Origin of the sequence: Anaeromicropila populeti (assembly GCF_900112775.1) — a bacterium.
GTDB classification, from domain to species: Bacteria; Bacillota; Clostridia; order Lachnospirales; family Lachnospiraceae; genus Anaeromicropila_A; species Anaeromicropila_A populeti.
This window is the reverse complement of the sequence record NZ_FOYZ01000001.1, coordinates 149,143-175,213: the sequence shown is the minus strand read 5'-3', so window position 1 is coordinate 175,213 and position 26,071 is coordinate 149,143. Positions and strand designations below refer to the sequence as shown.

Genomic DNA, 26,071 nt, shown 5'->3' with positions numbered 1-26,071 from the left:
CCTTTAAGATTCAGGAACTTTAGCCTTTTCTATGGCAGTTTCAACACCATCTAAAAGAAGCATTTGTGTATATTTGCAGTCGTCCGATATAACAACTTCATCGATTGTTACATTGTTACATAGTTGGGTCTGAATTGTTTCAAGAGCAGGAACTACTAATGGATACATGGTAGTAATTGTGTCATCTAAATTTGAAACAGTAACGGCATTAATATGGTTTTCATCCAAAACCACTTCAATATTTAAGGAGTTATCACCAATTGTAATCTGACTGGTGTAAACGCCAGGTATGTATTGCGACTCATTTTCAGCAACTTTGTTATCTTTGCTTTTCGGTAAAAACATAAAAATGAGCAAGAGAATTAATAAAATACCAAGACCCACAAAAATTGCAGTGTATACAATTTCTTTTAGTTGAATAATAACAATTTTAGTTTTTGACATGAAAACCTCCAATGACTACATAAGATTGGTATTAGTACCGAATATCTTCCTTTTTATAATGATATGTGATTTTTTTATAAATATGATAACTTTTTGAATGATTGCAAAAATATTTTAGACAGGAGTGATGATAATGTCATTACAATTAGTGCTTGGCAGCTCAGGTTCCGGTAAATCTTATCGAGTAAATCAATATATGATAGCAGAGTCTTTGAAAGACATAGATTGTAATTACATTATGATTGTTCCTGAGCAGTTTACACTTCAAACACAGAAGGATATTGTTTCCATGCATCCCAGACATGGAATTATGAACGTAGATGTGTTAAGCTTCCTTAGACTGTCTTATCGGATTTTTGAGGAACTTGGCAAGTCCAAGGTATCTATTTTAGAAGAAACAGGAAAAAGTATGCTGGTTCGTAAGGCACTGGAGGAAAAGAAAGAGGAGTTATCTGTTTTTAAAGCAGATATGAGGAAGCAAGGGTTTGTAGAAGAAATAAAATCGCTTATTTCCGAACTGCTTCAATATAGTATTGAGCCTCAGCAGCTTTTAAAAATGATTGACGTTACCCAAAATAAACCTATGTTATGTGGAAAACTTCATGATACCGTTCTTGTCTACGAAAGTTTTCAAAAGATGTTGGAAAATAAATACATTACAGCAGAAGAAGTTTTGGAAGTATTATGTGACGTAGTAATTAAATCAAAGATTTTAAAAAATAGTGTAATATGTTTTGATGGCTTTACGGGATTTACGCCAAATCAATATAAACTAATCAGAAGTCTTTTTTCAGTGTCCAAAAAAGTAATGATTACTGTGACGTTGGATCCAAGAGAAGATTATATGAAGAAGGGTGAGGAATTCCAGCTTTTCTATTTAAGCAAGAAAACAATACACCAATTGTTCCAGATAGCAAAGGAAACCAGTACAGAAATAGATGAACCATGGTTTGCCGGAGAAAAGGATAAGGTACCCTATCGGTTTGGGAATAGTCCCGCGCTGGCTTCTTTAGAAAAAAATCTTTTTCGGTATCCTTATGAATGCTGCAATATAGTACAAAATGACATTTCACTTTATGCAGCTGGAAGCACAAAGAAAGAAATTCAGTATGTATTGGAAAAAATTCAGTATCTATTACGTGAAAAGGAGTATCGGTATCGAGACATTGCTGTAGTGACAGGTGATATTGGGACATATGAAAGTATCATTGAGAGAGAATTTGAGAAGGCAGGGATTTGCTTTTTCATTGATAATAAAAAGGATGTCCGTTTAAATCCATTTGTGGATTTGTTAAGAGCTTTATTAGATGTATTTGTAAATCATTTTACGTATGAAGGTGTTTTTCGTTATTTACGTACGGGGTTATTAGAGATAAGCCGCAGTGAAATAGATATGCTTGAAAATTATGTTCTTGCTTATGGAATAAGAGGCTATGGAGCGTGGAATAAGGTTTGGAAAAGTAGAGGAAAAAAAGCATCCCAGTATGATTTCGATGAATTGAACGGAATTCGGGCCAGGGTTATGGAACCGTTAATTCCTTTTTATGATGCTATAAAAAGGAAAGACTGTACAGTTGAGGACTATACAAGGGCAATGTATGAGTTCATTGTGCAGCAGAGGCTATATGAGAAATTAGAGCAGTATTGTGAACTGTTTGAAAAGGAAGAAAAGCCCCTTCTTGTGAAGGAGTTTCGGCAGATTTACCGGATTGTAATGGAACTGTTTGATAAAATAGTGGAATTGCTTGGAACGGATTCAATGTCATTAAAAGAATATCAGGAAATATTAGATACAGGATATAGTGAGATGCAGGTTGGATTGATTCCACCAGGAGTAGACCAGCTTATGGTGGGGGATATAGAGAGAACCCGTCTGAAAGATATTAAAGCCTTATTTTTTATAGGAGTTAATGATGGAATTATTCCCAAAAGCAAAGAATCTGGCGGGATTTTTTCTGACAGGGAAAGAGAGCTTTTGAGTGAAAATAAGATGGAACTTGCCCCTACAAAACGGCAGAATGCTTATATTGAGCAATTTTATCTGTATTTCAATTTGACAAAGGCATCAGAAAAGCTGTTTATCTCTTATAGTAAGCTGGGTGCAGATGGAAAAGCACAAAAGCCTTCTTTTCTTATAGGGAAGATAAAAAAAATATTTCCTGATTTAACTGTTACAGAGGAAGACAGAGAGGAAGTAATTCTGGACAAGATATTGGGAGGAGACAGGGGGTGGACCTACTTGTTGGATGGGCTTGGAAAATTTCCCGTGGGTAAAGTTGATATATATTGGAAAGAATTGTTTTCTTATTATATGAGGCAGGAAAATTTCCGAAAGGAACTTAGGAGACTGGTTCAAGGAGTCTATTATACCAATGAGGAGAAAAAACTTTCCAGAGCTGTGGTAAATGCGCTATATGGAACAGAGCTTCATAATAGTGTGACAAGGCTGGAACAGTATGCTTCTTGTGCATTTGCCCATTTTCTTGCTTATGGACTGGGGCTTCAAGAAAGAAAAGAGTTCCGTGTGGCAATCCCTGATATTGGAGATTTATTTCATAAGTCAATTGAGATTTTTTCGAAGAATATTCAAAGGGAAGGGGTTACCTGGAGAGAACTTGGCAAAGAGGATATGGAAGGGCAAAGAGATTTGTTTGTTCACGAGGCAGTTATTCAGGCTGTGGAGGGACATGATAGCCCTGTGATTTTCAGTTCAAAACGAAATGAATATTTAGTGAACCGGCTTGAGCGAATGACCAGCAGAACAATATGGGCCTTGTGCCAGCAAATTTCGCAAGGTGACTTTGAACCGTCAGGCTATGAAGTGTATTTTTCACCAGTCGATCATCTGGCTGCTAATACAATAACATTGGATCAGCAGTCTATTATGAGATTGAAGGGACGAATAGACAGAATAGATGTACTGGAAGAGGAGGAAACAGTCTGCATAAAGGTTATTGACTATAAATCAGGTGAAACAACGTTTGATTTGACAAAAATATATTACGGATTACAACTACAGTTAGTTGTTTATCTGAATGCTGTTATGGAAATGGAGAAAAATAAGACGCCGTTAAAAAAAGTTATTCCAGCAGGAATTTTTTATTATAACATTCAAGATCCAATGATCGAAAGACTTTCCTCAGAGGAAGCAAAGGAGAAGGTTGAAGAGGCCATTTTAAAGGAACTTAAAATGAATGGATTGGTAAATCGTGATAAAAATATTTTAAAGAGGCTGGATCGGGTATTTGAAGAGGAACAGTCAGCAAAGTCAACGGTGATTCCAGTGGAGCTGACTACAAAAGGAAATTTTAGTGCGTATTCCAGTGTTGCAGGGGAAGAAGAATTTAAAGCCCTTTCTACATTTGTAGAAAATAAAATTACCCAATTTGGTAAGGAAATTGTGGATGGAAATACAAAAGCAGTACCATATCAGATGGATAAACGGACAGCGTGTGACTATTGTAAGTTTGATGGGATTTGCGGGTTTGATCGAAAGCTTCCTGGAAATCAGTATAGAAAACTGATGAAACGTAATAAGGATGACATTTGGGAGGAAATCAATGAGCAATATGGTGTGGACCGAGGAACAGAAGAAAGTAATTGAGGCACGGGGACAGAATATTTTAGTATCAGCAGCAGCAGGCTCTGGAAAAACAGCCGTGTTGGTGGAACGTATTATTCAAAAGGTAATTTCCCAAGAAAATCCGGTGGATATTGACCGTATGCTGATTGTTACATTTACAAAGGCGGCAGCTGCTGAAATGAGAGAACGAATTGAGAAGGCATTAGACAGCAAGCTAAGAGAGGGTATGGACAATGTGCATTTGCAGAAGCAGATGACGCTTGTTCATAATGCACAAATCACTACCATTCACAGTTTTTGCAATTATGTGATACGGAATTATTTTAATACCATTAATATTGATCCAGCCATAAGACTAGGAGATGAGGTTGAGCTGACTCTTTTAAAAGGAGATGTGGTAGATGAGCTTTTAGAAGAGAAGTATGCAGAGGAAGAAGAATCCTTTTATCAGTTTATTGAAGCGTACTCAACTGGAAAAACGGATGATGGAATAGGGGATTTTATTTTACAATTATATGATTTTTCTATTAGTCACCCATGGCCAAAGGATTGGCTTCTAGAACAAAAAGAGAGTTTTTCCATTTCTACTGTAGAAGATATGGAGAAAAGTGAGTGGCTTCAGTTCCTGCTCCATGTTATTCATAATAGCTTGACGGAACTTCCTGATAAGTGCTGCCAGGCAATGGAAATTGCAAAGGAACCAGGTGGACCAGGGGCGTATCTAGAGGCTTTGGAAAGTGACTTGGAAATTGCCAGACAGCTGACAGAAAAGTATAGTTTTGTGGAATACTATGATATTATTACAAATGTAGAGTGGAAAAAATTAAAGAGGGTTTCAAAAAAGGATGAGGTAGATCCAGATAAACAGGAACTGGTAAAAAGAATTAGAAGTGAGGTTAAGGAGACAATAGAAGGAATTGCTAAGAAGTATTTTTTTCAGTCTATGGAACAGATGCTTGTGGATTTACAGGCAACGAAAAACCATATGTGCACATTAATTGATCTTACTATTCTATTTGCAGACAAATTTAGAGAAAAAAAGTTAGAAAAAAAAGTAATGGATTTCAATGATTTAGAGCATTTGGCATTGAATATTCTGGTGTCAAAGGATGAAAAAGGGCAGGTGGTTTTTTCTCCTGCTGCTTTAGAACTAAGCGAGTTTTATGATGAAATTATGATTGATGAATATCAGGATAGTAATTTAGTACAGGAATGGATATTGAAAAGCATTTCCAAGGAACGTTTTCAGCAGCCCAATATGTTTATGGTAGGAGATGTGAAGCAGAGCATTTACAAGTTCCGGTTAGCTAAGCCAGAGCTATTTATGGAAAAGTTAAGGGCATATAAACTGGAAGAAGCGGAAAATGGGCCAGGTCTGAGGATAGATTTGGATAAAAACTTTCGAAGCAGAGATATTGTGCTGGATTTTGTAAACTTTATCTTTCAACAGATGATGCAGAAAAAAATGGGGGAAGTAGAATACGACAGAGCCGCTGAGTTGAAACCAGGTGCAGATTATCCAGAAACGGGGGAGAATTATGCAAGTCAAGTAGAAATACTGTTTTTGGTTCCAGAGGAAAAAGAAGCTGCTGGTGAAGAGGGAGAGGAACAGGCTGAAGAGACGGAGCGGGAGCTGGAGGCAAGGATAGTAGCAAAGAAAATTAAAACCATGATGCAGATGCAAAAGGTATATGACAAAGAATTAGGCAGCTATCGTGAAATGAAGTTTAGTGATATTGTTATTTTGCTGCGGACAATTTCTGGGTGGTCAGAGGAATTTACTAACATCCTAATGGCAGAAGGCATTCCTGCTGTTTCAGATACACAGATAGGATATTTTTCGGCATTAGAAGTAAAAACTGTATTGAATATGCTTAGCATAATTGACAATCCTAAGCAGGATATTCCCCTTGCCGCAGTACTTCATTCTCCTATGTATCAGTTTTCTTCAGAAGAACTGGCAATAATCAGGGCATTTTACCTGAAAGGAGATTTGTATGAGGCAGTATATAGTTACGGGGCAGAGGGGGAGATACTAGAGCTTAAGGAAAAGGTCAATGTTTTCCTAAATCAGCTCAATAAGTTTCGCTATATGGTTCCCTATACATCCATTCACAGCTTAATTCAGTCAGTTATAGAAGATACAGGTTATGGCTCATTTGTTGCTGTTATGCCAGCGGGACAGAGAAGAACAGGAAACCTTGATATGCTGATCCGCAAGGCAATTGATTTTGAAGCAACCAGTTATAAGGGATTGTTTCAGTTTAACCGCTATATTGAAAAACTTCATAAGTATAATATTGATTTTGGTGAAGCTGGAGGTGATGAAGCAGCAACAGATGCAGTCAGAATTATGAGTATTCATAAGAGTAAAGGACTTGAATTTCCTGTTGTGTTTGTTTCGGGACTGGGAAAACAGTTTAATTTGCAGGATGCAAGAAGTAAATTACTTTTGCATGAGGAATTGGGGTTAGGACCAGATTTTATTGATCCTGTTATTCGAATAAAGCGTACAACACTACGAAAAAAAGCAATACAGACAAAAATTCAGTTGGAAAGTCTGGGAGAAGAATTGAGGGTTTTGTATGTTGCACTGACAAGAGCGAAGGAAAGTTTAATTTTAACTGGGTTTGTAAAAAAGGGAATAGAGCTTATTGAGAAATGGGAAGAAAATAAGGAAAGAGAGAAGAGAGAACTGGATTTTCTTACGTTATCATCTGCCCATTGCTTTCTAGACTGGATTGGGGCAGCAGTTTATTATCCAAATGCAGCAAAATTAAATATCCAATATGTTAGTCTAAAAAATATGGTGTTTGATGAGGTGAAAAAACAAATAACCGAGGAACTTCAGAAAGAAGAATTATTGAATTGGGATTGTACAAATTCTTATGATGTATTGATTGGAAACGAAATAGCCAGACGAATGGAATACGAGTATCAGTATAGAAGAGAACAAGAGATTCCGGTAAAATTTACGGTTTCGGAGTTAAAACGTCTGCTCGGTAATATAAAAGAGGAAGAAATACAAGAGGGAGAGGCGCTGTTTCCAGAGGAAAAGGGACAGCAGGCAGCTCCAGTGCCTAATTTTATTTCAAAAACAGAAAATACGACTTCCATGCGAAAAGGTATTTTGTACCATAAAGTAATGCAGGAAATTGATTTCAATAAGATAGATACAGAAGACGATATTGTAAAAGAAATAGACAGGTTAGTAGAGGAGGGGCTGATTTTAGAGGAAGAAAAGAAGGAGGTTTCTGTTAAAAAAGTAATGAACTTCTTTGATAGTGACTTGGCAATACTTATGAAGGAAGCAAAAAAGAAGGGAAAGTTGTACAGAGAGAAGCAGTTTGTCATAGGACTTCCAGCAAAAGAACTTCCAGGGGGATTTGACAGTGGAGAACTTGTTTTAATACAAGGTATTATCGATGCATATATTCAAACAGAGAAGGGGCTGGTGTTAATTGATTATAAGACGGATTATGTTCCTCGTAATGGTGTCAGTAGTTTTTTGAATCGTTACAGACCACAGTTGGATTACTATCAAAGAGCACTAGAGCATATTACAGGGGAAAAAGTGGAGAAAAAATGTATTTATTCATTTTTTATGGGGAAGGAGTTCTGGATTTGACCTATATTTGGTGCATAAGTCATACTATGGAATTATAGTATAGAATATACTATGGATATAAACTAAAATGTATTGAAAAATGACGTGAAATGCTGTACAATTTAAAGAGGAATGCAAACATTCTTTTGGTGAAAATATATAGAAAGTTTAATTATTAAATTAAAGAAAGGATGGGGTCTATGGGGAAGGATCGCAAGAATGGCAGAAAAGTATTGAACAGCACATCAGAGAAAACAAAGGTTAAGAAATCGAAACCATGGAAGAGGCCTGCTTTATTTCAGAAAAAGAAGGAAAAAGAAAAAGGGGAAAAATTTTCTGATAAAAAGAAGCTGAAAAAGCAGGTTGATAAGGGAAATAAGAAAGCTAAGAGCCTTCGTTTTACATTGATAGTATCTTTCCTGATACCAGTCCTATTTATTGCAGCATTGGGAATTACATCATATAAGCAGGCTTCGGACGCAATGATTGAGAATTATGAGGAGTCAGCGCAGGAAACCATGGATGCGGTAGATATTTGTGCAGAGATTGTATTAGAGGATGTTGAAAAGCAGACAATCAGGCTGTCTTCGGACTCTTCTTTTACTTCCTATTTAGGGAAAAAGAATGTGGAGGATACGGCAAGATTACAAGCACTTATTGAATTAAGAAAAGAGATAACAACTACAAAGGTTACTTCTCAAAGTATTCAAAGTCTGACTACCATTGGTGAGTATGGGAATGGAATTTCTACCTTAAGCAGTACTGCCAATGAAACAATTTATGCAGAGTTTATAAAAAGTGAGCAGGGGAAAATTATACATTCAGATGAAAAGCTACTAGGGATATGGATGGGCTATAACAAATTTATCGATCAAATATATAATGTAAAAGATGAGGATTATGCAGTTTCTTATGTTAGAAAGGTGTCAAAAGGAAAAGCATACATTTTGGTTAATATCAGCAGTTCTTATATCATTAGTTTATTGGATGGATTGTATACGGACGGAGGAATGACAGGATTTATTTCACCAGATGGAAGAGAAATTGTTTCAACCGAAACTACTGTCTCAGAAGGAACTTCTGTTTTTCTTGATTCCAGTTTTTATCAAGAAGCTGTTAATTCAGAAGATGAAAAAGGCTTTTCTTATGTGACTGCAGGGGGGAAGGAATACCTGTTTGTTTACAATAAAGTAGGTGAAACAGGAATGATGTTCTGTAACCTGATTCCGAAAAGCGTTATTTTGTCTGAGGCTAAGCAAATTGGTAGAGTCACTATTTATATTTCTGTACTTGCAGTACTTGCGGCATTATTTATTGGTTTCTGGATTGCAACAAGCATTGGAAAAACAATTAAGACAATGATGCAGACAATGAAGAAAGTATCAGAAGGAGATTTGACTGTAATTTTTGAAACCAAACGTAAAGATGAATTTAAAGTATTGTCTCAGAGTGTTTCAGAAATGTTGTCTAATATGCAGGGATTGATTCAGAATGTTGCGCAGGTAAGCCAGAGTGTTATGGAATCAGCAGAAGGCTTATCCAGCACGTCAGAACGAATTTTGGATTCGTCTAAAAATATTACACTTGCGGTAAATGAGGTGGCAATTGGATCTTCACAGCAAGTTTTGGATGCCGATACCTGTTATAATCAGATGACTGCATTATCTGAAAAGATAAATGAAGTATATGACAGCACAAACTGTATTGAAGCAATTTTTGAAGATACGAAAACAACGGTATCAGATGGGTTGGAGATAGTCAATAATTTAAATGAAAAGGCAAAAGCAACCACAGCCATTACCAATGTTATTACGGAGGAAGTGGAGAGGCTGGAAGAGAGCTCAGCTAACATTGGAATGATTGTAAATGCAATCAATGAGATTGCAGATCAAACGGATTTACTATCGTTAAATGCGTCCATTGAGGCTGCAAGAGCAGGAGAAGCTGGACGGGGTTTTGCTGTTGTAGCAGATGAGATTCGTAATCTTGCAACAAAATCAATGGAGGCTGCAAATCAAATTCATGAAATTATTACATCTATTCAGCAGCAGACAAAGCATACAGCAAACTCTGCTAAAAAGGCAGAGGAAATTATCCGTTCACAGGAAACAGCTTTAGGTGAAACAACAGCAGTTTTTGATAAAATTCAGCAGCAGGTTGGCCAGTTGGTAGGGAATTTGTCTCAAATTAAAGTTGGTATGGATAAAATTGATACTGCTAAGCAGGACACACTGGATTCTGTGCAGAATATTTCAACCGTCTCTGAACAGTCAGCAGCGGCAGCCCAGGAAGTCAGTGCCACTTCAACAAGTCAGACAGAGGAGATGTCACATTTGGCTACAGAGGCAGAGTCATTAGCAAAAGAAGCCAAGAGACTACAAGAATCTATTCAAAAATTCAGAATATAATTTTAAAGGGGTACACATTACTGTGTCCCCTTTTTTTTTCGGTTAGCAAGAATACCACCTATTCTACCACTTTCTTTTGCTGACAGGGAACGCCAGCCTGTGGAAAAAACCTTATCAATGACACCAATTTCTTCTGCAATTTCATACTTAAGTTGCTCATCTTTTGGCAACATCTTCACGTCTTCCATATTTTCTATTTCTTTTTTTTCTTTCCCTTTTGGCATATGGAACACTCCTTTTTCATTCATAAAAATGAAATTTTCTATCATAACAAAAGTGTTTCCAAATCAATGTGGAATATTCAAGGTTTTAAGATTTTGTTAGGCTTTGACAAAGTTGTGGCAAATTTCAAAGAGTTTATCTTGAGAAAATTTTTTACTAAAACCGTAACTCCACCTAGTAATATAGAATTTTGAGCAAGATAGGAGGGAGCAATTTTTTGATAGAAATTCATCTGACTCTTTAAGGAAGATTCAATTTCATCAATTATTTCAGGAAAATAATTGGTAATAATGCAATTTATTACAATAATATCTGGGTTAAAAATGTTAACTACATTATTAACGCATATGGTCATATATTCAATAAACTGATTCACAATTACTAAAGCAGGTTCTTCATTATTCTGGTAATCAATCAAGAGATCATTTATTGTAATATTTACTTTGTCTGTTAATTCAGCATAATCCTTCATTAATGCTCTTATAGAAGTATATTCTCCAATACATCCTCGGTTTCCACATGCACAAAGACGTCCATTTCTTTCAACAATAATATGTCCTAATTCACCTGCATATCCAGAAAATCCAGAGTAAAGTTGATGATTCATAACCAAACCTAAGCTAATTTCATTATGTACATTAATATTTGCAATATTAGGGTAATGGTACATATATGTATGCTCTCCGAGGGCAGATAAGTTGGCTTCCTTTTCAAGAGTTACAGGAACATGAAAAAACTGCTCCAGTTCTTCTGCTAAATGTATGTTAGATAAATTGTAGTACTGGGTAAATGAAACCCGATTATTTGTTGTAATTCCATGTATTCCAATGGAAATTCCAATTAATCCATAAAATGTTTTTGGAGACTTTCCTACCATTGAGTTCACTAAGTTAATTAATTGGGGAACAATTGCTGGTGGTGCAGCTGGTGTTTGCATTTCCATATATTGAAGTACTTCACCTTTTAAGTTAGTAAGAACCGCAGAGGTGATAGTCAAACCAAGGTCAATACTAATTGCAACACCTGCTCTTTTGTGAAAGGAAAGTAAAATTGGTTTCCTCCCATAGAGGGTTTCATCACTGCCGATTTCAAGAATCAGATTCTGATTAATCAAATCCTGCACGATGGATGAGATAGTTGCTTTAGTAAGCCCTAACTTTTTTGACAAATTAGCTCGTGAAATTGGTTCCGAATTTATAATCGTTTCCAATACGATTGTGCTGTTGATGTCTCGAATAAGTTCTTTATTCCCCGTAATCATGAGTAATTCCTTTCTTTCATAAACTGATTTAACTGTGATGTCGTTGTTTTGTCTATTGTAACACATAAATTTGAATTTTGCTATGTAGTATTCGACAAGATTTAATTGTTATGATAGAATACTAAAGGATTATGGATAAACATCATAGAAATATATAAGAAAAGAGGATAAACATGGAGGCGTATACAGGTTTTGCAGAAGTTTATGACAGTTTTATGGATAATATTCCTTATGAAGAATGGTGCAGCTATCTTACAATGCTTTTAAAAGAAAATGGTGTACAAGATGGACTGGTTGTTGATTTGGGCTGTGGAACAGGTAATATAACTGAATTATTGCAAAAATCAGGTTATGACTGTATTGGAATTGATAATTCTGAAGAAATGCTTTCCATTGCAAGAGAAAAAAATAATGACCAAAGTATTTTGTATTTATTGCAGGACATGCGGGAATTTGAACTATATGGAACAATAAAAGCGGCTGTAAGCATTTGTGACAGCATGAATTATATTCTAGACGAAGAGGAACTGAAAGATGTTTTCCGGCTAGTCAATAATTATTTGGATCCAGAAGGAATTTTTATTTTTGATTTAAATACGGAATACAAATATAGAAATATACTAGGGCAAAATGTGATAGCAGAAAATCGCGAGGAAAGCAGTTTTATATGGGAAAATGAGTATTATGAAGAGGAAGGCATTAATGAATATAATTTAACGATTTATGTGAAAGATAAAGAACAGTTATATCGAAGATATGAGGAAACCCACTATCAGAGAGCATATTCTTTGCAAACCATTCAGATGCTGATAGAGGAAGCAGGAATGGAATATGTAACAGCTTATGATGCTTTTACAAAAGAACCTCCGAAAGAGGATAGTGAGAGAATCTACGTGATTGCCAGAGAAAAGAGACAGGAGAACAAATTTTATAATTAAAAAGAAAAGAGGAAAAATATATGACAGACTATATTGTTAGGGCTACCGCAGCCAACAATCAAATCAGGGCATTTGCTGCAACTACACGTGAACTGGCAGAGTATGCAAGAATGATTCATAATACAAGTCCAATTGCTACCGCAGCATTAGGAAGACTGCTTACAGCAGGAAGTATGATGGGGAGTATGATGAAAGGCGAAAAGGATATTTTGACACTACAAATTCAGTGCAGCGGACCGATTAAGGGATTAACAGTTACCGCAGATGCCAATGCCAATGTAAAGGGCTATGTTGTAAATCCAGAGGTAATGCTTCCACCCAGCGAAAGTGGAAAATTGGATGTAGGTAAGGCACTTGATTTAGGTATTTTAAATGTTATAAAGGATATGGGGCTCAAAGAGCCATATGTGGGACAAACTCATTTAGTTTCTGGCGAGATTGCGGAGGATTTGACCTACTATTATGCAACTAGCGAACAGGTGCCATCTTCAGTTGCACTGGGAGTATTGATGAATAGAGATAATACTGTAAAGCAGGCAGGTGGTTTTATTATTCAGCTTATGCCATTTGCAGAAGAAGAAGTTATCACAAGGCTAGAAGAAAAAATAAGTAAAATTACATCTATTACCGCATTACTGGATAAGGATATGACACCTGAAATGATTTTGGAAGAAATATTAGGCGATTTTGGACTGGAGATTATGGAGACTATTCCGACAAAGTTTCAATGCAATTGCAGTAAGGAGAGGGTAGAAAAAGCAATTGTCAGCATTGGACGTAAGGACATTCAGGAAATGATTGATGATGGAAAACCGATTGAAGTGAATTGTCATTTTTGCAATCAGCATTATAGTTTTGAACTTCCAGAATTAAAAGATATTTTGAAAAGAAGTCGTCCGAATGGGTAAAGAAACACAAAACAGAATTAAAAAAACACATTGAAATAATTCCAGATTCATTGTAAACTATTTTTAAATTTAGATATGAGAAGGAGTAAAAAAATGAATTACGGATATTTTGATAACATTAACAGGGAATATGTTATTACAAGACCAGATACGCCAGCGCCTTGGGCAAACTACCTGGGTTCACCTGAGTACGGTGCTATTATTTCCAATAATGCAGGTGGCTATAGTTTTGTAAAAAGCGGGGCAAATGGAAGAATTCTTCGCTACCAGTTTAATAGTGAAGATAAACCAGGCCGTTACTTATACATTAGGGATGATGAAACAAAGGATTACTGGTCAGCATCCTGGCAGCCCGTTGGAAAAGATATGAGCACTTATAAAAGTGAATGTCACCATGGAACTGCTTATACGAATATGATTGCTGAGTATGCACAGATTAAATCAGAAGCCTTATACTATGTACCATTAAATAAAACCTATGAGGTGTGGAGATTAAAGCTTACTAATACAAGTGACAAAACCCGTAAAATTTCAGCCTTTGCATACGCAGAATTTACCAATGAAAATAATTATGAGCAAGATCAAGTGAATTTGCAGTATACTTTATTTATTACAAGAACATATTTTAAGGAAAATAAAATAGTACAAACCATTAATGAAAACTGTAATAACGCAGTGAACGGAAGCACTGGAAAAGAGCGTTTCTTAGGACTGGCAGGGGCTTCGGTTACTTCTTATAATGGTGATAAGGCTGCCTTTTTAGGACGGTATCATTCTTATGGAAATCCAATTGCTGTGGAAAATGGTATGTGCGACAATGTGTTAAATTACAATTCTAATGGTTGTGGCGCCCTTCATTCTGCACTTACAATAGAACCAGGCGAAACAAAAGAGCTGGTATTTGTTTTGGGACAAAAAAATAATGATGATGCAGATGTTATTTTAAAACAGTATGAAGACATTTCGTTTGTGGAAACAGAATTACAGGAACTTAAGGATTACTGGCATAGTCAATTGGAAAATTTAAATGTAACTACACCAGATAGTGCTTTTAATAGTATGATTAATACATGGAATGCTTATCAGTGCTTTATTACATTTATCTGGTCAAGAGCAGCTTCCTTTATTTATTGTGGACAAAGAAATGGTTATGGCTATCGTGATACAGTGCAGGATATCCAGGGTATTATTCACCTCAATCCTGAACTTGCAGCAGAGAAAATTCGTTTTATGATTTCAGCTCAGGTTGACAATGGCGGCGGACTTCCATTGGTTAAATACGATCATAATGCAGGACATGAGGATACACCAGATGATGCAAGCTATGTGAAAGCAACTGGGCATCCAGCATATCGTGCAGATGATGCGTTATGGTTATTCCCAACGGTTTATAAATATATTGGTGAAACTGGAAACAAAGCATTTTTGGATGAAGTAATTCCTTATGCAAATGGGGGAGAGGATACTATTTATGAGCATTTAAAGCGTGGGATTGGTTTTTCAATGGAGCGTTTAGGTGATCATAAAATGCCAGCTGGTTTACACGCCGACTGGAATGACTGTCTGAGATTAGGAAAGAAAGGGGAATCCTCTTTCGTTGCTATGCAGCTTTATTATGCTATGACTATTTTAAAGGAATATGCAGAGGATAAAAAAGACAGCGAATATATTGCATATTTAACTCAAATACAAAAAGAGTTAGGAGATACAATCCAGAAGGAATGCTGGGAAGAGGATCGTTTTGTTCGTGGAATTAAAGAAGACGGACAAGTAATCGGTTCTAAAAAGGATATTGAGGCAAATATGTGGTTAAATCCTCAATCATGGGCAGTAATCAGTGGTCTTGCTACAAAGGAACAGGCAGAGCTTGCTTTGGAATCTGTTCATCGTGAATTAAATACACCATATGGTGTGCGGGTAATGGCTCCATCCTTCCAGAAACATGCGTTTGAAGGTGCACTGGCATTATTGTTTAATCCATCCACTAAGGAAAATGGTGGTATTTTCTCACAACCACAAGGTTGGATTATCTTGGCAGAATCCCTCATGGGACATGGTAATCGTGCTTATGAGTATTTCAGAGAAAGTTCACCAGCATCTCAAAATGACAATGCAGATGTCCGTTTATTAGAGCCTTATGTACATGGTCAATTTACAGAAAGTACAGAAAGTCCATTTGAAGGACGTTCTCATGTACACTGGCTGACAGGAACTGCATCAACGGTAATGGTTGGCTGTGTAGAAGGCATGTTGGGATTAAGACCAGATGCAGATGGCTTGTTAGTACAGCCGGCAATTCCAAGTGAATGGAAGGAAATTACCATCGATAAAGTATTTCGTGGTAAGAAGATTACAATTAAGGTTGAAAATCCCGACGGTGCTGAAGGCGGATATAAAGAATTTTATCTGAATGGTGAGAAAATGGATAAGAACTATATTCCAGCAGAAAGCTTAAAAGATGTGAATGAAGTAGTTTTAAAAATGTAAGAATATATGAATATGTGAATATAAAAAACTGTGGTTGCTTAATAGAACCACAGTTTTTTTGAGACAAGTTTATAGGAAAAATTTATTTCAATAATCTGGCTGTTGTGTTATAATGGACAAGATAAAATGTTACGGAGGTAAGAAAAATGTTTCAGTTTGAAGAAGTACAAAGCTTTGATCCTGAATTGGCTTTGGCAATGGAAAAGGAAATCGGAAGACAAAATAGCCACATTGAGTTAATTGCTTCTGAAAATTTTGTAAGTAAAGCAGTTATGGCTGCCATGGGAAGTCCATTGACGAATAAATATGCAGAGGGATATCCTGGGAAAAGATACTATGGTGGTTGTGAGTTTGTTGATATTGCAGAAGATTTGGCAAGAGACAGAGCAATGAAGCTGTTTGGCTGTACTTATGCCAATGTTCAGCCACATTCTGGTGCACAGGCAAATATGGCAGTTTTCTTTGCGTTAGTGAAACCAGGTGATACAGTTATGGGTATGAATTTGGCTCACGGCGGCCATTTAACACACGGAAGCCCTGTTAATATGTCAGGAAGCTATTATAACATTGTTCCTTATGGAGTAAATGATGAAGGTTTTATAGATTATGATGAAGTAGAACGAATTGCAAAGGAATGCCAGCCAAAGTTAATTGTTGCAGGTGCCAGCGCATATGCAAGAAAAATTGACTTTAAGAGATTTCGTGAAATCGCAGATATGGTTGGAGCCTTTTTGATGGTAGATATGGCACATATCGCTGGCTTGATTGCAGCTGGTCTTCATGAAAGTCCAATTCCTTATGCTCATGTTACTACTACAACAACTCATAAAACTCTTCGTGGACCAAGGGGCGGTATGATTTTGGCAAGTGAAGAGTTCAATGAAGAATATAAGTTAAACAAAGCAGTTTTCCCAGGAATCCAGGGTGGACCTTTAATGCATGTTATTGCAGCAAAGGCAGTTTGTTTTAAAGAAGCGTTAGATCCAAGCTTTAAGGTATATGCACAAAATGTAATTGATAATGCACAGGCATTGGCGAATGGGCTGATTTCCAGAGGCTTTAACATTGTTTCTGGCGGAACAGATAATCATTTGATGCTAGTAGACCTTCAAAATAAAGGTGTAACTGGAAAAGAAACGGAGAAATTACTGGATGCCGCTAATATTACATGTAATAAGAATACGGTTCCTAATGATCCAGCGTCTCCTTTTGTTACAAGCGGTATCCGTCTGGGTACAGCAGCAGTAACAACCAGAGGTATGAATACAGCTGATATGGATGTAATTGCTGATGCAATTGCGATGTTGATTAATGATGTGAATGCCAATAAGGAAAAAGCAATGGGAATGGTTAAGACATTAACGGATAAATATCCATTATACTAATAGGTAGATTATGATTACAAAGGCTGTCACCTGAACGGAGGTAGACAGTCTTTTGTAATTAGGAAGATCAATATGAAGATTTTAATGTAACGGATTTATATTATATTTAAAATAAGAAAGGTCAGAGCCAATGAAACGATTAATTTTAGTAACATCACCACCTGCTTGTGGGAAAACGTATATATCAAAACAACTGGCAAAAGCGTTGAAACATGTGGTTTATCTGGATAAAGACACTTTAATTTGTTTGTCACACCAGATTTTCAAAGTAGTGGGAGAACTGGTTAACCGAAGCTCACAGTTTTTTGAAGAAAATATAAGAGATTATGAATATGAGGCAGTTGTAGCATTAGCAATGGAAGCACTAGATTACGAGGACATTGTACTAATTAATGCTCCTTTTACAAGAGAAATAAGAGACAAGCAGTATATTGAACAGTTAAAGTCCAAGTTGAAGGAAAAAGATGCAAAGCTTACAATTGTATGGGTAGAAACTTCTGTTGAGGTATGTAAACAACGAATGGTAGAACGAAATTCAGAACGTGATACATGGAAACTTGCTCATTGGGATGAATATATTGCAGGGTGTAATTTTGAAGTGCCAGAAGCTTTGGATAATCCTGAAATAGCGGATGATTTGCTGATTTTTAAAAATTCTTCGGAGGAGGAGTTTCAGCAGTCCTTACTGAAAATTGTTAAAATACTAGAGGCAGAATAGCTGCGAAAATGCAAAGAAGGAATCCGCTCTATACAAAATCCTTTGTATTTGCTATAATAAAAGGATAAGACAACCAGGTAGAGAAAGAGGAGAGCGTAGTATGAGAGAATTTCAGATATTTAGTGATTCGTCTTGCGATATACCGAGAAGTTTAGTGGAACAGCAGAAGATATCTCTGATTCCATTTTATATTACATTTGATCAAGAGAATTATTATAGAGAGAACAGAGAAATTACAAACGAAGAGTTTTACCAAAAGCTTTTAAAGGGCGGTATTTTTCCTAAAAGTTCCTTGCCATCGGTACAGGATTATATAAACTGCTTTACAGAATGCTTGGAAGCAGGAAAAGATGTCTTGTGTTTTTGTCTGACCCATAAGTTTAGTGGTTCCTATCAGTCAGCTGTAAATGCAAAGCTGATTTTGGAAGAAAAATATACAGAGGCAGTAATAACGATAATTGACTCCATACAGGCTACGGCAGGACAAGGTTTGGTTGTACTACAGGCCGCTCAAATGAAGGCAGCAGGTATGTCCTTGGATGAGATTGTTGAAAAGATAGAAGAATTAAAAAGTACAGCAAGAATTATGTTTACTGTAGATACACTTGAATATCTTCAAAAAGGTGGAAGAATCGGTAAGGTAACATCACTGGCAGGCACAATGCTGAATCTGAAACCAATGATTGTACTAAAGGATGCAGAGTTAATTCCATATTCCAATATCCGAGGTAGAAAAAAATCATTAGATAAGATATTGGAAATGGTAGAGGATCATTTTAATGAATTAAATGAGTCCTACGAACAGTATGATTTTTGTTTAGCAAATGCAACTACACTAGATGATACCGAAAAGGTTCAGGAGAAGCTGGAGGCACTAATTGGAAAGAAAATAGATTATCCTGTATTTCAGATTGGCGTTACCATTGGAACGTATACTGGACCAGGTGCAGTAGGAGTGTGCTTTATAAAAAAGTTTCAGGCATAATTATTTGATGAAAGGGGAGGGCGTATGTCACCAAAAAAGCAAGCATATGAGAATCTGGCAAATAGTTTGATTGAAAAATTTAAAATGAGAGGTTTTGAAGGGTTTTACTGCAACACCAGGGAAGAAGCCTGTGAGTTGGTGAAAAGTATGTTTCATAAGGGAGATAAGATTTCCTGGGGAGGTTCAGAAACCTTAAAGGAAATAGGGATTTTTGAAAAGCTACAGGATGCAGATTATGTGCTTTATGACAGGACAAAGGCAGTAACACCTAATGAAAAAGCAGAACTTTATAGTAAAATTGTATCAGTAGATTATTTTATGATGAGTTCTAATGCAATAACCTTAGATGGACAATTGGTCAATATTGATGGTTATGGCAATAGGGTTGCCTGCTTGTGTGCAGGACCTAGAAATGTTATTGTCGTTGCAGGTATGAATAAGATTGTACCAGATACTGATACGGGAATTGCAAGAGTCCGTAATATGGCATCACCTCCTAACGCAGTAAGACTGAATAAGAAAACACCATGTGCTGTTACTGGACAATGCGGGGATTGTTTGTCAGAGGAATGCCTTTGCTGCCAAGTTGTAATTACAAGAAAATCAAATATTAAAAACCGTATTAAAGTAATCTTAGTTGGAGAAGAGCTAGGATATTAAAATATCATGCCATTTTATCCGTGTACCTGCATACAATAGTAATAGATATTGTTTGCAGGTGATTTTATGAGCAAAAAAGAAAAAATAATTATTTCCCTCATTGGTCTGGTTCTTCCAACAGTCGTAGGCGTGATTGCCGGAAAGATAGTTGGAGCAAATGGATTTATGAATACATATGAGAATCAGCCATTAATTATGCCTCCAGCATTTATTTTTCCCATTGTCTGGTCTATCCTATATGCATTAATGGGGCTGGCGTTTTTTATGGTATTGAATTCAGAAGAGGATTGTCAAAATATAAAAATAGCTTCTTTTGTCTTTCTATTACAGTTAGCATTGAATTTTATCTGGCCAATCATTTTTTTTAAGTTACAGTTATGTGGAGTTGCATTTCTTACTATAGCATTACTATGGATGCTCATTTTCATTAACGTTCTGATTTTTTCACGAATTAATAAATGTGCTGGAATTTTATTGATCCCATACTTGTTATGGGTTGCATTTGCCTTGTACCTGAATTTATCAATTTGCATTTTGAATTAAGTTTGTTTATAATAAAACTACTTAAAATTTTTACAAGAAGAAAGTTGGAGTTTTGTTCATGTCAAAGAAACTGTTTATATCAGAAAAACCTAGCGTTGCACAGGAATTTGCAAAGGCACTTAAGATAACCGGGAGTAAAGCCAATGGTTATATTGAATCAGAAGATGCAATTATTACGTGGTGTGTTGGTCATCTTGTGACAATGAGTTATCCAGAAGCTTATGAACCATCCTTAAAAAAGTGGTCATTGTCTACTCTTCCATTTTGTCCGGAGCATTTTTTGTATGAGGTCATTCCTTCAGTTAGTAAGCAGTTTCAGGTGGTGAAGGGATTATTAAACAGAAAGGATGTCAGCATTATATACGTCTGTACGGACTCTGGAAGAGAAGGAGAATATATTTACCGATTAGTAGAGCAAATGGCGAATGTACCAAAGGATAAGGAAAAACGAAGAGTATGGATTGATTCCCAGACCGAGGAAGAAATTCTGAGAGGCATTGGAGAAGCAAGATTGTTATCCGAATATGATAATCTTTCTGCTTCCGCATATTTACGTGCCAAGGAAGATTATTTGATGGGAATCAATTTTTCCAGAGTTTTAACGTTAAAATACGGACAAGCTGTAACCAGTTTTTTGAATCAAAAGTGGACGGCCATTTCGGTTGGACGTGTCATGACCTGTGTACTTGGAATGGTAGTACGAAGAGAGAGGGAAATCCGTAGTTTTGTGAAGACACCTTTTTACCGGATAATTGGACAATTTGAGCTAGATGGACAAAGCTTTGAAGGTGAATGGAGAGCAGTAGAAGGTTCCCGGTATTTCAATTCGCCTTTGCTCTATAAGGAAAATGGATTCAAAGAACGGGCAGATGCTGAAAAATTAGTAGAAGAACTGGGACATAATAGTCCTTTAAATGGTGCTGTTGAGAAAGTAGAGAAGAAGAAGGAAAAGAAAAATCCGCCACTTCTTTTTAACTTGGCTGAATTACAAAATGAATGTGCTAAGCTTTTTAAAATCAGTCCAGATGAAACATTAAAATACACACAGGAATTGTATGAGAAGAAGTTGGTTACCTATCCGAGAACGGATGCCAGAGTTTTGTCAACTGCGGTCAGTAAGGAGATACAGAAAAATATTAAAGGATTAAGTAATATTCCAGGAATAAAGGCATTTGTGGAGGAAATTCTGCAAAAGGAGAAATACCGTGGTATTGAAAAAACCAGGTATGTGAACGATAAGCAGATTACCGACCATTATGCAATTATACCTACGGGTCAAGGGTTTCATAATCTGCGTTCCATGTCCCAGACAGCAGTCAGGTTATATGAGGTAATTTGCAGAAGGTTTTTAAGCATTTTCTTTCCACCAGCAGAATACCAAAAAATATCTATTGTTTCAAAGGTTCAGACAGAAGTTTTTTTTACTAGTATCAGGCTGCTGGTGTCGCCAGGTTATCTGCAAGTCATGGAGTACTCTTTTAAGAAAAAAGAGGAGGAAGCAGCAGAAAATGAAGGAGAATCGCAGGAAACGGTAAATGCAGCATTGGTGGAGGCTGTGGCTCATCTGAAAAAAGGGCATCCATTAACCGTAGCTAGTCTTACAATTAAAGAAGGAGAAACTTCTCCGCCCAAACGGTATAATTCAGGGTCTATGATTTTGGCAATGGAGAACGCAGGGCAATTGATTGAGGATGAAGAACTGCGGTCACAAATCAAAGGAAGCGGAATTGGAACCAGTGCTACCAGAGCAGAAATTTTAAATAAACTTGTAAAAATTGAATATTTAAGACTAAACAAGAAGACACAGATTATAACGCCAACCTTACAAGGTGAACTGATATATGATGTAGTCAATTCATCCATTCGTTCACTGCTAAATCCTGAGTTGACAGCCAGTTGGGAAAAGGGACTGACATATGTTGCAGAAGGAAGTATTTCAGAGGATGAGTATATGAAAAAACTTGAAAGTTTTGTTACAAAAATGGTGAATGGTGTTAAAAATTTAAATAACCAGTCTCAGCTAAATCAATTCTTTGAGTTGGCTGCACAGAATTATAAAAACTAATATGCGTGAAGGGAGTTGTAAGATATGGAAGAATTAAGAAATTATAACTTATTTTCGATGGAACACACAATTGCTGCGAGGATTTTTGAAGATACTACGTACCCTTGGGAAGTGATACCTAAGATAAAGAATTTTATTTTGGCATTGGGAGGAACTCTGCATTATGATGAATATGAGTTAATAGGTGAGAATATTTGGGTTGCCAAGTCTGCAACTATTTCTAAAACAGCATCTATTACGGGACCAGCGATTATTGGAAAAAATGCTGATATTCGCCATTGCGCTTTTATACGCGGTAGTGTTATTGTAGGAAATGGTGCAGTTGTGGGAAATTCAACAGAGCTGAAAAACACTATTTTATTTGATGGGGTACAAGTTCCACATTATAATTATATAGGTGATTCCATTTTAGGATACAAATCACATATGGGAGCTGGTTCTATTACATCTAATGTCAAATCAGATAAATCACCAGTTACAGTGCGTTTTCAAGAATATAAAATAGAAACACGTTTGAAAAAAATGGGCGCTGTATTAGGTGATCACGTTGAAGTGGGATGTAATAGTGTTTTAAATCCAGGAACCATTATTGGTAAAAATAGTACCATTTATCCGCTGTCCTCAGTTAGAGGATATGTACCAGAATGTAGCATTTATAAGAAAATTGGAGAAGTTTGCGAAAAAAAATAAATAAAAAGATGATAAAAAAATTCAATTTAGTATAGACTATTTTGTCATTTTATGAGAAAATAGTTCCGAGTGTGAAGTCAGGTCAATTCATTTAGGACAATAGGACATAACACACAATATATAGGCATTTATGCAGATTATAAAAAGCAATGCGTATAGAGAGCGTTGCACAGTACGTATTTTTGAAAGGAGTCTCATTATGATTTATTCACATGAAGTAGAAAAAATGTGCCCTATCGCACAAGGTGTTAACCACGGAGCTGCTCCAATCCCAGAAGAAGCAAAATGGGTACAGGCAAAGGAGATTAAAGATATTTCTGGATTAACACACGGTGTAGGCTGGTGTGCACCACAACAAGGTGCCTGCAAACTTACCCTTAATGTTAAGGATGGTGTGATTCAAGAAGCATTGGTTGAAACGTTAGGCTGTTCTGGTATGACTCATTCCGCTGCAATGGCATCTGAAATTTTACCAGGAAGAACAATTTTAGAAGCTCTTAACACAGACTTAGTTTGTGATGCGATTAACACAGCTATGAGAGAGTTGTTTTTACAGATTGTTTATGGTAGAACACAATCTGCGTTTTCAGAAGATGGTCTTCCAATTGGTGCTGGTCTTGAAGATCTTGGAAAAGGTCTTAGATCTCAGGTTGGTACAATGTATGGTACATTAAAGAAAGGTCCTCGTTATCTTGAAATGACTGAAGGTTATGTAACAGGTATTGCATTAAATGAAGACAATGAAATTATTGGTTACCAATTTGTTAATTTTGGAAAAATGATGGATTTCATCAAAGCAGGTGATGATGCAAATACTGCATTGGAAAAATCAAAAGGTCAATATGGCCGTGTTGCTGATGCAGTGAAAATTGTTGATCCAAGACACGAATAATTCAGTTTATTCTTGAAAAGATTAAGGAGGATTTTTAAAATGGCTTTATTTGAATCATATGAAAGAAGAATAGATAAAATTAATTCTGTACTTAATAGCTATGGAATTGCTTCTATTGAAGAAGCAGAAAAGATTACAAAGGATGCTGGCTTAGATGTTTACAATCAGGTAAAGGTTATCCAGCCAATTTGTTTTGAAAATGCTTGCTGGGCTTACACTGTAGGTGCTGCTATTGCAATTAAAAAGGGTTGTACAAGAGCTGCTGATGCTGCTGCAGCAATTGGTGAAGGTCTTCAGGCTTTTTGTATTCCAGGGTCTGTTGCTGACCAGAGAAAAGTTGGCCTTGGTCATGGTAACTTAGGAAAAATGTTATTAGAGGAAGAAACAAAATGTTTTGCTTTCCTGGCTGGTCATGAATCTTTTGCTGCTGCTGAGGGTGCTATTGGTATTGCTGAAAAAGCAAACAAGGTTCGTAAGGACCCACTTCGCGTTATTTTGAACGGTCTTGGTAAGGATGCTGCACAAATTATTGCGAGAATCAATGGGTTCACATATATTGAAACACAAATGGATTATTATACAGGTGAAGTAAAAGAAGTTTTCCGTAAAGCATATTCTGAGGGATTAAGAGCAAAGGTAAACTGTTATGGAGCGAATGATGTAACAGAAGGTGTTGCAATTATGCATAAGGAAGGCGTAGACGTTTCTATTACTGGTAACTCTACAAATCCAACTAGATTCCAACATCCAGTTGCTGGTACTTATAAAAAGGAATGTATGGAACAAGGCAAGAAGTATTTTTCAGTTGCTTCTGGCGGTGGTACTGGTAGAACTCTTCACCCAGATAATATGGCAGCAGGTCCTGCTTCTTATGGTATGACTGATACTATGGGACGTATGCATTCAGATGCTCAGTTTGCTGGTTCTTCTTCTGTTCCTGCTCACGTAGAAATGATGGGCTTAATCGGTATGGGCAATAACCCTATGGTTGGTGCTACTGTTGCTGTTGCAGTTAGTATTGAAGAAGCTGCTAAGGAAAATCGTTTCTAAAAACGATTGGTAAAATCCAATAAGTGCAGTAAAATCAATGGTTTTAGAATGTGTGTGTTTGTGTAGGATGGCATGGTTTTTTAGCCGTAATACACAGGTAATACACAGAGGTAATACACAAAAAAATTACGAAAGAGAGTCTCTGGCAGAAGTGTTGTCAAGGCTCTTTTTTGCCTTTATAGGAAATTCCTCAAAATCAAAAAATAGTGTATAATGGAGTAGAAATAAAAATGACATGTCAAAAGAGCGAAGGTGAGACTTCGTCATAACGTTGTCTATGAAGTTTTTTGTTTTGGTTCAACTGCACTATCTGCCGTAAGAGGAAGAATTGATAGAGATTGGAATTATCCATATACCATAACCTTTCTATATTGTTCAAATAGTGCAGTCTTTTTGTAGTAAACTTCTAGAACCAACATAGAAGCACCACACTCTGGACATTTTAAATGGTCATGTCAAAGGATAGAAGGATAGAGCTTCAAATGGATTTGCAGATCCAGATTTATTTGAACTGCTTGAAACCAATGGTACTTCCTATGCAATACGTCTAAAAGCAAATGATACTCTTGCAAAACTGTCAGAATCTCTTGAAAGAGAACTTGATGAGATAACTGCTGACAACAAGGTAGATTATGCCGTTGTCTATGGAGAGTTTCGTTATGCTGCGTTAAGCTGGGGACAAACAAGAAGAATTGTCGTAAAGGTTGAAAAACCAGCTGGACAGCTTGTATATATGCATACCTTTATTGTAACAAACATGGACATGAAACCATCAGAAATCATCCTGTTTTACTGTAATCGTGGTAGGATGGAAAACTTCATCAAGGAATCCAAAAACGGGTTTGATATGGGTACTATGTCTAGTCGCAGCATGGCTATTAATTCTAACAGAATGCAGATTTCGGTATTGGTTTATAACATTTTCAACTGGTTTCGTCGTCTCGTACTTCCTAAGTCTATGAGAAAGTTTCAGATAGATACGGTCCGTTTGAAGTTATTGAAAATCGCTGCTAAAATGGTGATTTTGATTATCACAGGAATTTTTTACCCTTTTTTAGGTACAGTATTAATAATTTCCACCATAATTGAGCTTCAAATATAAAGTTGGTGCGTAGATTAATTTTTTATAGCACTATGAATAATTCAGGTTAAATATTAATGTATCAAATAAAATTAAAAAAATATTTGCTGTTCCTGAAAATTTAATATTCCGTTTATTCAGGAA

The 26,071-nt window shown here is 36.4% G+C and carries 18 protein-coding genes and 2 pseudogenes; 16 read left to right on the top strand and 4 right to left on the bottom strand.

Annotation, left to right across the window (positions count from 1 at the left end; translation table 11 throughout):
- Nucleotides 1–3 precede the first annotated feature (3 nt).
- Complete coding sequence (locus tag BM305_RS00790; RefSeq protein WP_092558789.1) at nucleotides 4–444, bottom strand: hypothetical protein; 441 nt, start codon at nucleotides 442–444, stop codon at nucleotides 4–6.
- Nucleotides 445–577: 133 nt separating this feature from the next.
- On the opposite strand from BM305_RS00790, the gene addB reads away from it, so the two are divergent.
- The 3 genes from addB (at nucleotide 578) to BM305_RS00775 (ending at nucleotide 10,042) form a co-directional block, all read left to right on the top strand.
- Complete coding sequence (gene addB, locus BM305_RS00785) at nucleotides 578–4,048, top strand: helicase-exonuclease AddAB subunit AddB (protein ID WP_177214480.1); 3,471 nt, start codon at nucleotides 578–580, stop codon at nucleotides 4,046–4,048.
- Nucleotides 4,005–7,655, top strand: a complete 3,651-nt coding sequence (gene addA, locus BM305_RS00780; RefSeq protein WP_177214479.1) for a helicase-exonuclease AddAB subunit AddA — start codon at nucleotides 4,005–4,007, stop codon at nucleotides 7,653–7,655. Before addB ends, addA begins: the two co-directional genes overlap by 44 nt.
- A gap of 179 nt (nucleotides 7,656–7,834) precedes the next feature.
- Nucleotides 7,835–10,042 carry a methyl-accepting chemotaxis protein gene (locus BM305_RS00775; protein ID WP_177214478.1) on the top strand — a complete coding sequence of 736 codons (2,208 nt, stop codon included), beginning with the start codon at nucleotides 7,835–7,837 and terminating at the stop codon, nucleotides 10,040–10,042.
- A gap of 17 nt (nucleotides 10,043–10,059) precedes the next feature.
- On the opposite strand, the gene BM305_RS00770 is transcribed toward BM305_RS00775, so the two are convergent.
- Both BM305_RS00770 and BM305_RS00765 read right to left on the bottom strand, forming a co-directional pair.
- A complete protein-coding gene (locus tag BM305_RS00770; RefSeq protein ID WP_092558785.1) occupies nucleotides 10,060–10,266 on the bottom strand; it encodes a small, acid-soluble spore protein, alpha/beta type in 207 nt (68 codons plus the stop codon).
- 77 nt (nucleotides 10,267–10,343) lie between these two features.
- Nucleotides 10,344–11,525 (bottom strand): ROK family transcriptional regulator, encoded by a 1,182-nt coding sequence (locus BM305_RS00765; RefSeq protein WP_177214477.1) that lies wholly within the window; start codon nucleotides 11,523–11,525, stop codon nucleotides 10,344–10,346.
- A gap of 173 nt (nucleotides 11,526–11,698) precedes the next feature.
- On the opposite strand from BM305_RS00765, the gene BM305_RS00760 reads away from it, so the two are divergent.
- The 12 genes from BM305_RS00760 to BM305_RS00705 all read left to right on the top strand — a co-directional run bounded on the left by BM305_RS00760 (nucleotide 11,699) and on the right by BM305_RS00705 (nucleotide 24,846).
- Nucleotides 11,699–12,463, top strand: coding sequence for a class I SAM-dependent DNA methyltransferase (locus tag BM305_RS00760; protein ID WP_092558783.1), 765 nt, complete (start codon nucleotides 11,699–11,701; stop codon nucleotides 12,461–12,463).
- Nucleotides 12,464–12,483: 20 nt separating this feature from the next.
- Nucleotides 12,484–13,371 carry an Hsp33 family molecular chaperone HslO gene (hslO, locus tag BM305_RS00755; RefSeq protein ID WP_092558782.1) on the top strand — a complete coding sequence of 296 codons (888 nt, stop codon included), beginning with the start codon at nucleotides 12,484–12,486 and terminating at the stop codon, nucleotides 13,369–13,371.
- 93 nt (nucleotides 13,372–13,464) lie between these two features.
- Nucleotides 13,465–15,858: a glycoside hydrolase family 94 protein gene (locus tag BM305_RS00750; protein WP_092558781.1), complete on the top strand. Its 2,394-nt coding sequence runs from the start codon at nucleotides 13,465–13,467 to the stop codon at nucleotides 15,856–15,858.
- Between the two features lie 146 nt (nucleotides 15,859–16,004).
- Nucleotides 16,005–17,243 (top strand): serine hydroxymethyltransferase, encoded by a 1,239-nt coding sequence (gene glyA / locus BM305_RS00745; protein WP_092558780.1) that lies wholly within the window; start codon nucleotides 16,005–16,007, stop codon nucleotides 17,241–17,243.
- Nucleotides 17,244–17,373: 130 nt separating this feature from the next.
- Nucleotides 17,374–17,961, top strand: a complete 588-nt coding sequence (locus BM305_RS00740) for a P-loop nucleotide/nucleoside kinase family protein (protein ID WP_092558779.1) — start codon at nucleotides 17,374–17,376, stop codon at nucleotides 17,959–17,961.
- Between the two features lie 100 nt (nucleotides 17,962–18,061).
- Nucleotides 18,062–18,946 (top strand): DegV family protein, encoded by an 885-nt coding sequence (locus BM305_RS00735; protein ID WP_092558778.1) that lies wholly within the window; start codon nucleotides 18,062–18,064, stop codon nucleotides 18,944–18,946.
- Between the two features lie 24 nt (nucleotides 18,947–18,970).
- The gene (locus BM305_RS00730) at nucleotides 18,971–19,606 is read left to right on the top strand and encodes a lactate utilization protein (protein ID WP_092558777.1); all 636 of its coding nucleotides are present in this window, start codon (nucleotides 18,971–18,973) and stop codon (nucleotides 19,604–19,606) included.
- Between the two features lie 66 nt (nucleotides 19,607–19,672).
- Nucleotides 19,673–20,149: a TspO/MBR family protein gene (locus BM305_RS00725; RefSeq protein WP_092558776.1), complete on the top strand. Its 477-nt coding sequence runs from the start codon at nucleotides 19,673–19,675 to the stop codon at nucleotides 20,147–20,149.
- A gap of 58 nt (nucleotides 20,150–20,207) precedes the next feature.
- On the top strand, nucleotides 20,208–22,214 hold the full coding sequence (locus BM305_RS00720) for a DNA topoisomerase (protein ID WP_092558775.1): 2,007 nt from the start codon (nucleotides 20,208–20,210) through the stop codon (nucleotides 22,212–22,214).
- A gap of 24 nt (nucleotides 22,215–22,238) precedes the next feature.
- A complete protein-coding gene (locus BM305_RS00715) occupies nucleotides 22,239–22,904 on the top strand; it encodes an acyltransferase (protein ID WP_092558774.1) in 666 nt (221 codons plus the stop codon).
- A 199-nt stretch (nucleotides 22,905–23,103) separates the two neighbouring features.
- Nucleotides 23,104–23,796, top strand: coding sequence for an iron-sulfur cluster assembly scaffold protein (locus BM305_RS00710; RefSeq protein ID WP_092558773.1), 693 nt, complete (start codon nucleotides 23,104–23,106; stop codon nucleotides 23,794–23,796).
- Nucleotides 23,797–23,835: 39 nt separating this feature from the next.
- Nucleotides 23,836–24,846, top strand: coding sequence for a GGGtGRT protein (locus tag BM305_RS00705; RefSeq protein WP_092558772.1), 1,011 nt, complete (start codon nucleotides 23,836–23,838; stop codon nucleotides 24,844–24,846).
- Between the two features lie 344 nt (nucleotides 24,847–25,190).
- Here the strand turns inward: BM305_RS00705 and BM305_RS19920 are convergent.
- Nucleotides 25,191–25,321 (bottom strand): annotated as a pseudogene (locus tag BM305_RS19920) (IS91 family transposase); the annotation flags it as partial.
- Between BM305_RS19920 and BM305_RS00700 the strand changes: the two are divergent.
- Nucleotides 25,319–25,867 (top strand): annotated as a pseudogene (locus BM305_RS00700) (transposase); the annotation flags it as partial. The pseudogenes BM305_RS19920 and BM305_RS00700 overlap by 3 nt on opposite strands.
- Nucleotides 25,868–26,071 lie beyond the last annotated feature (204 nt).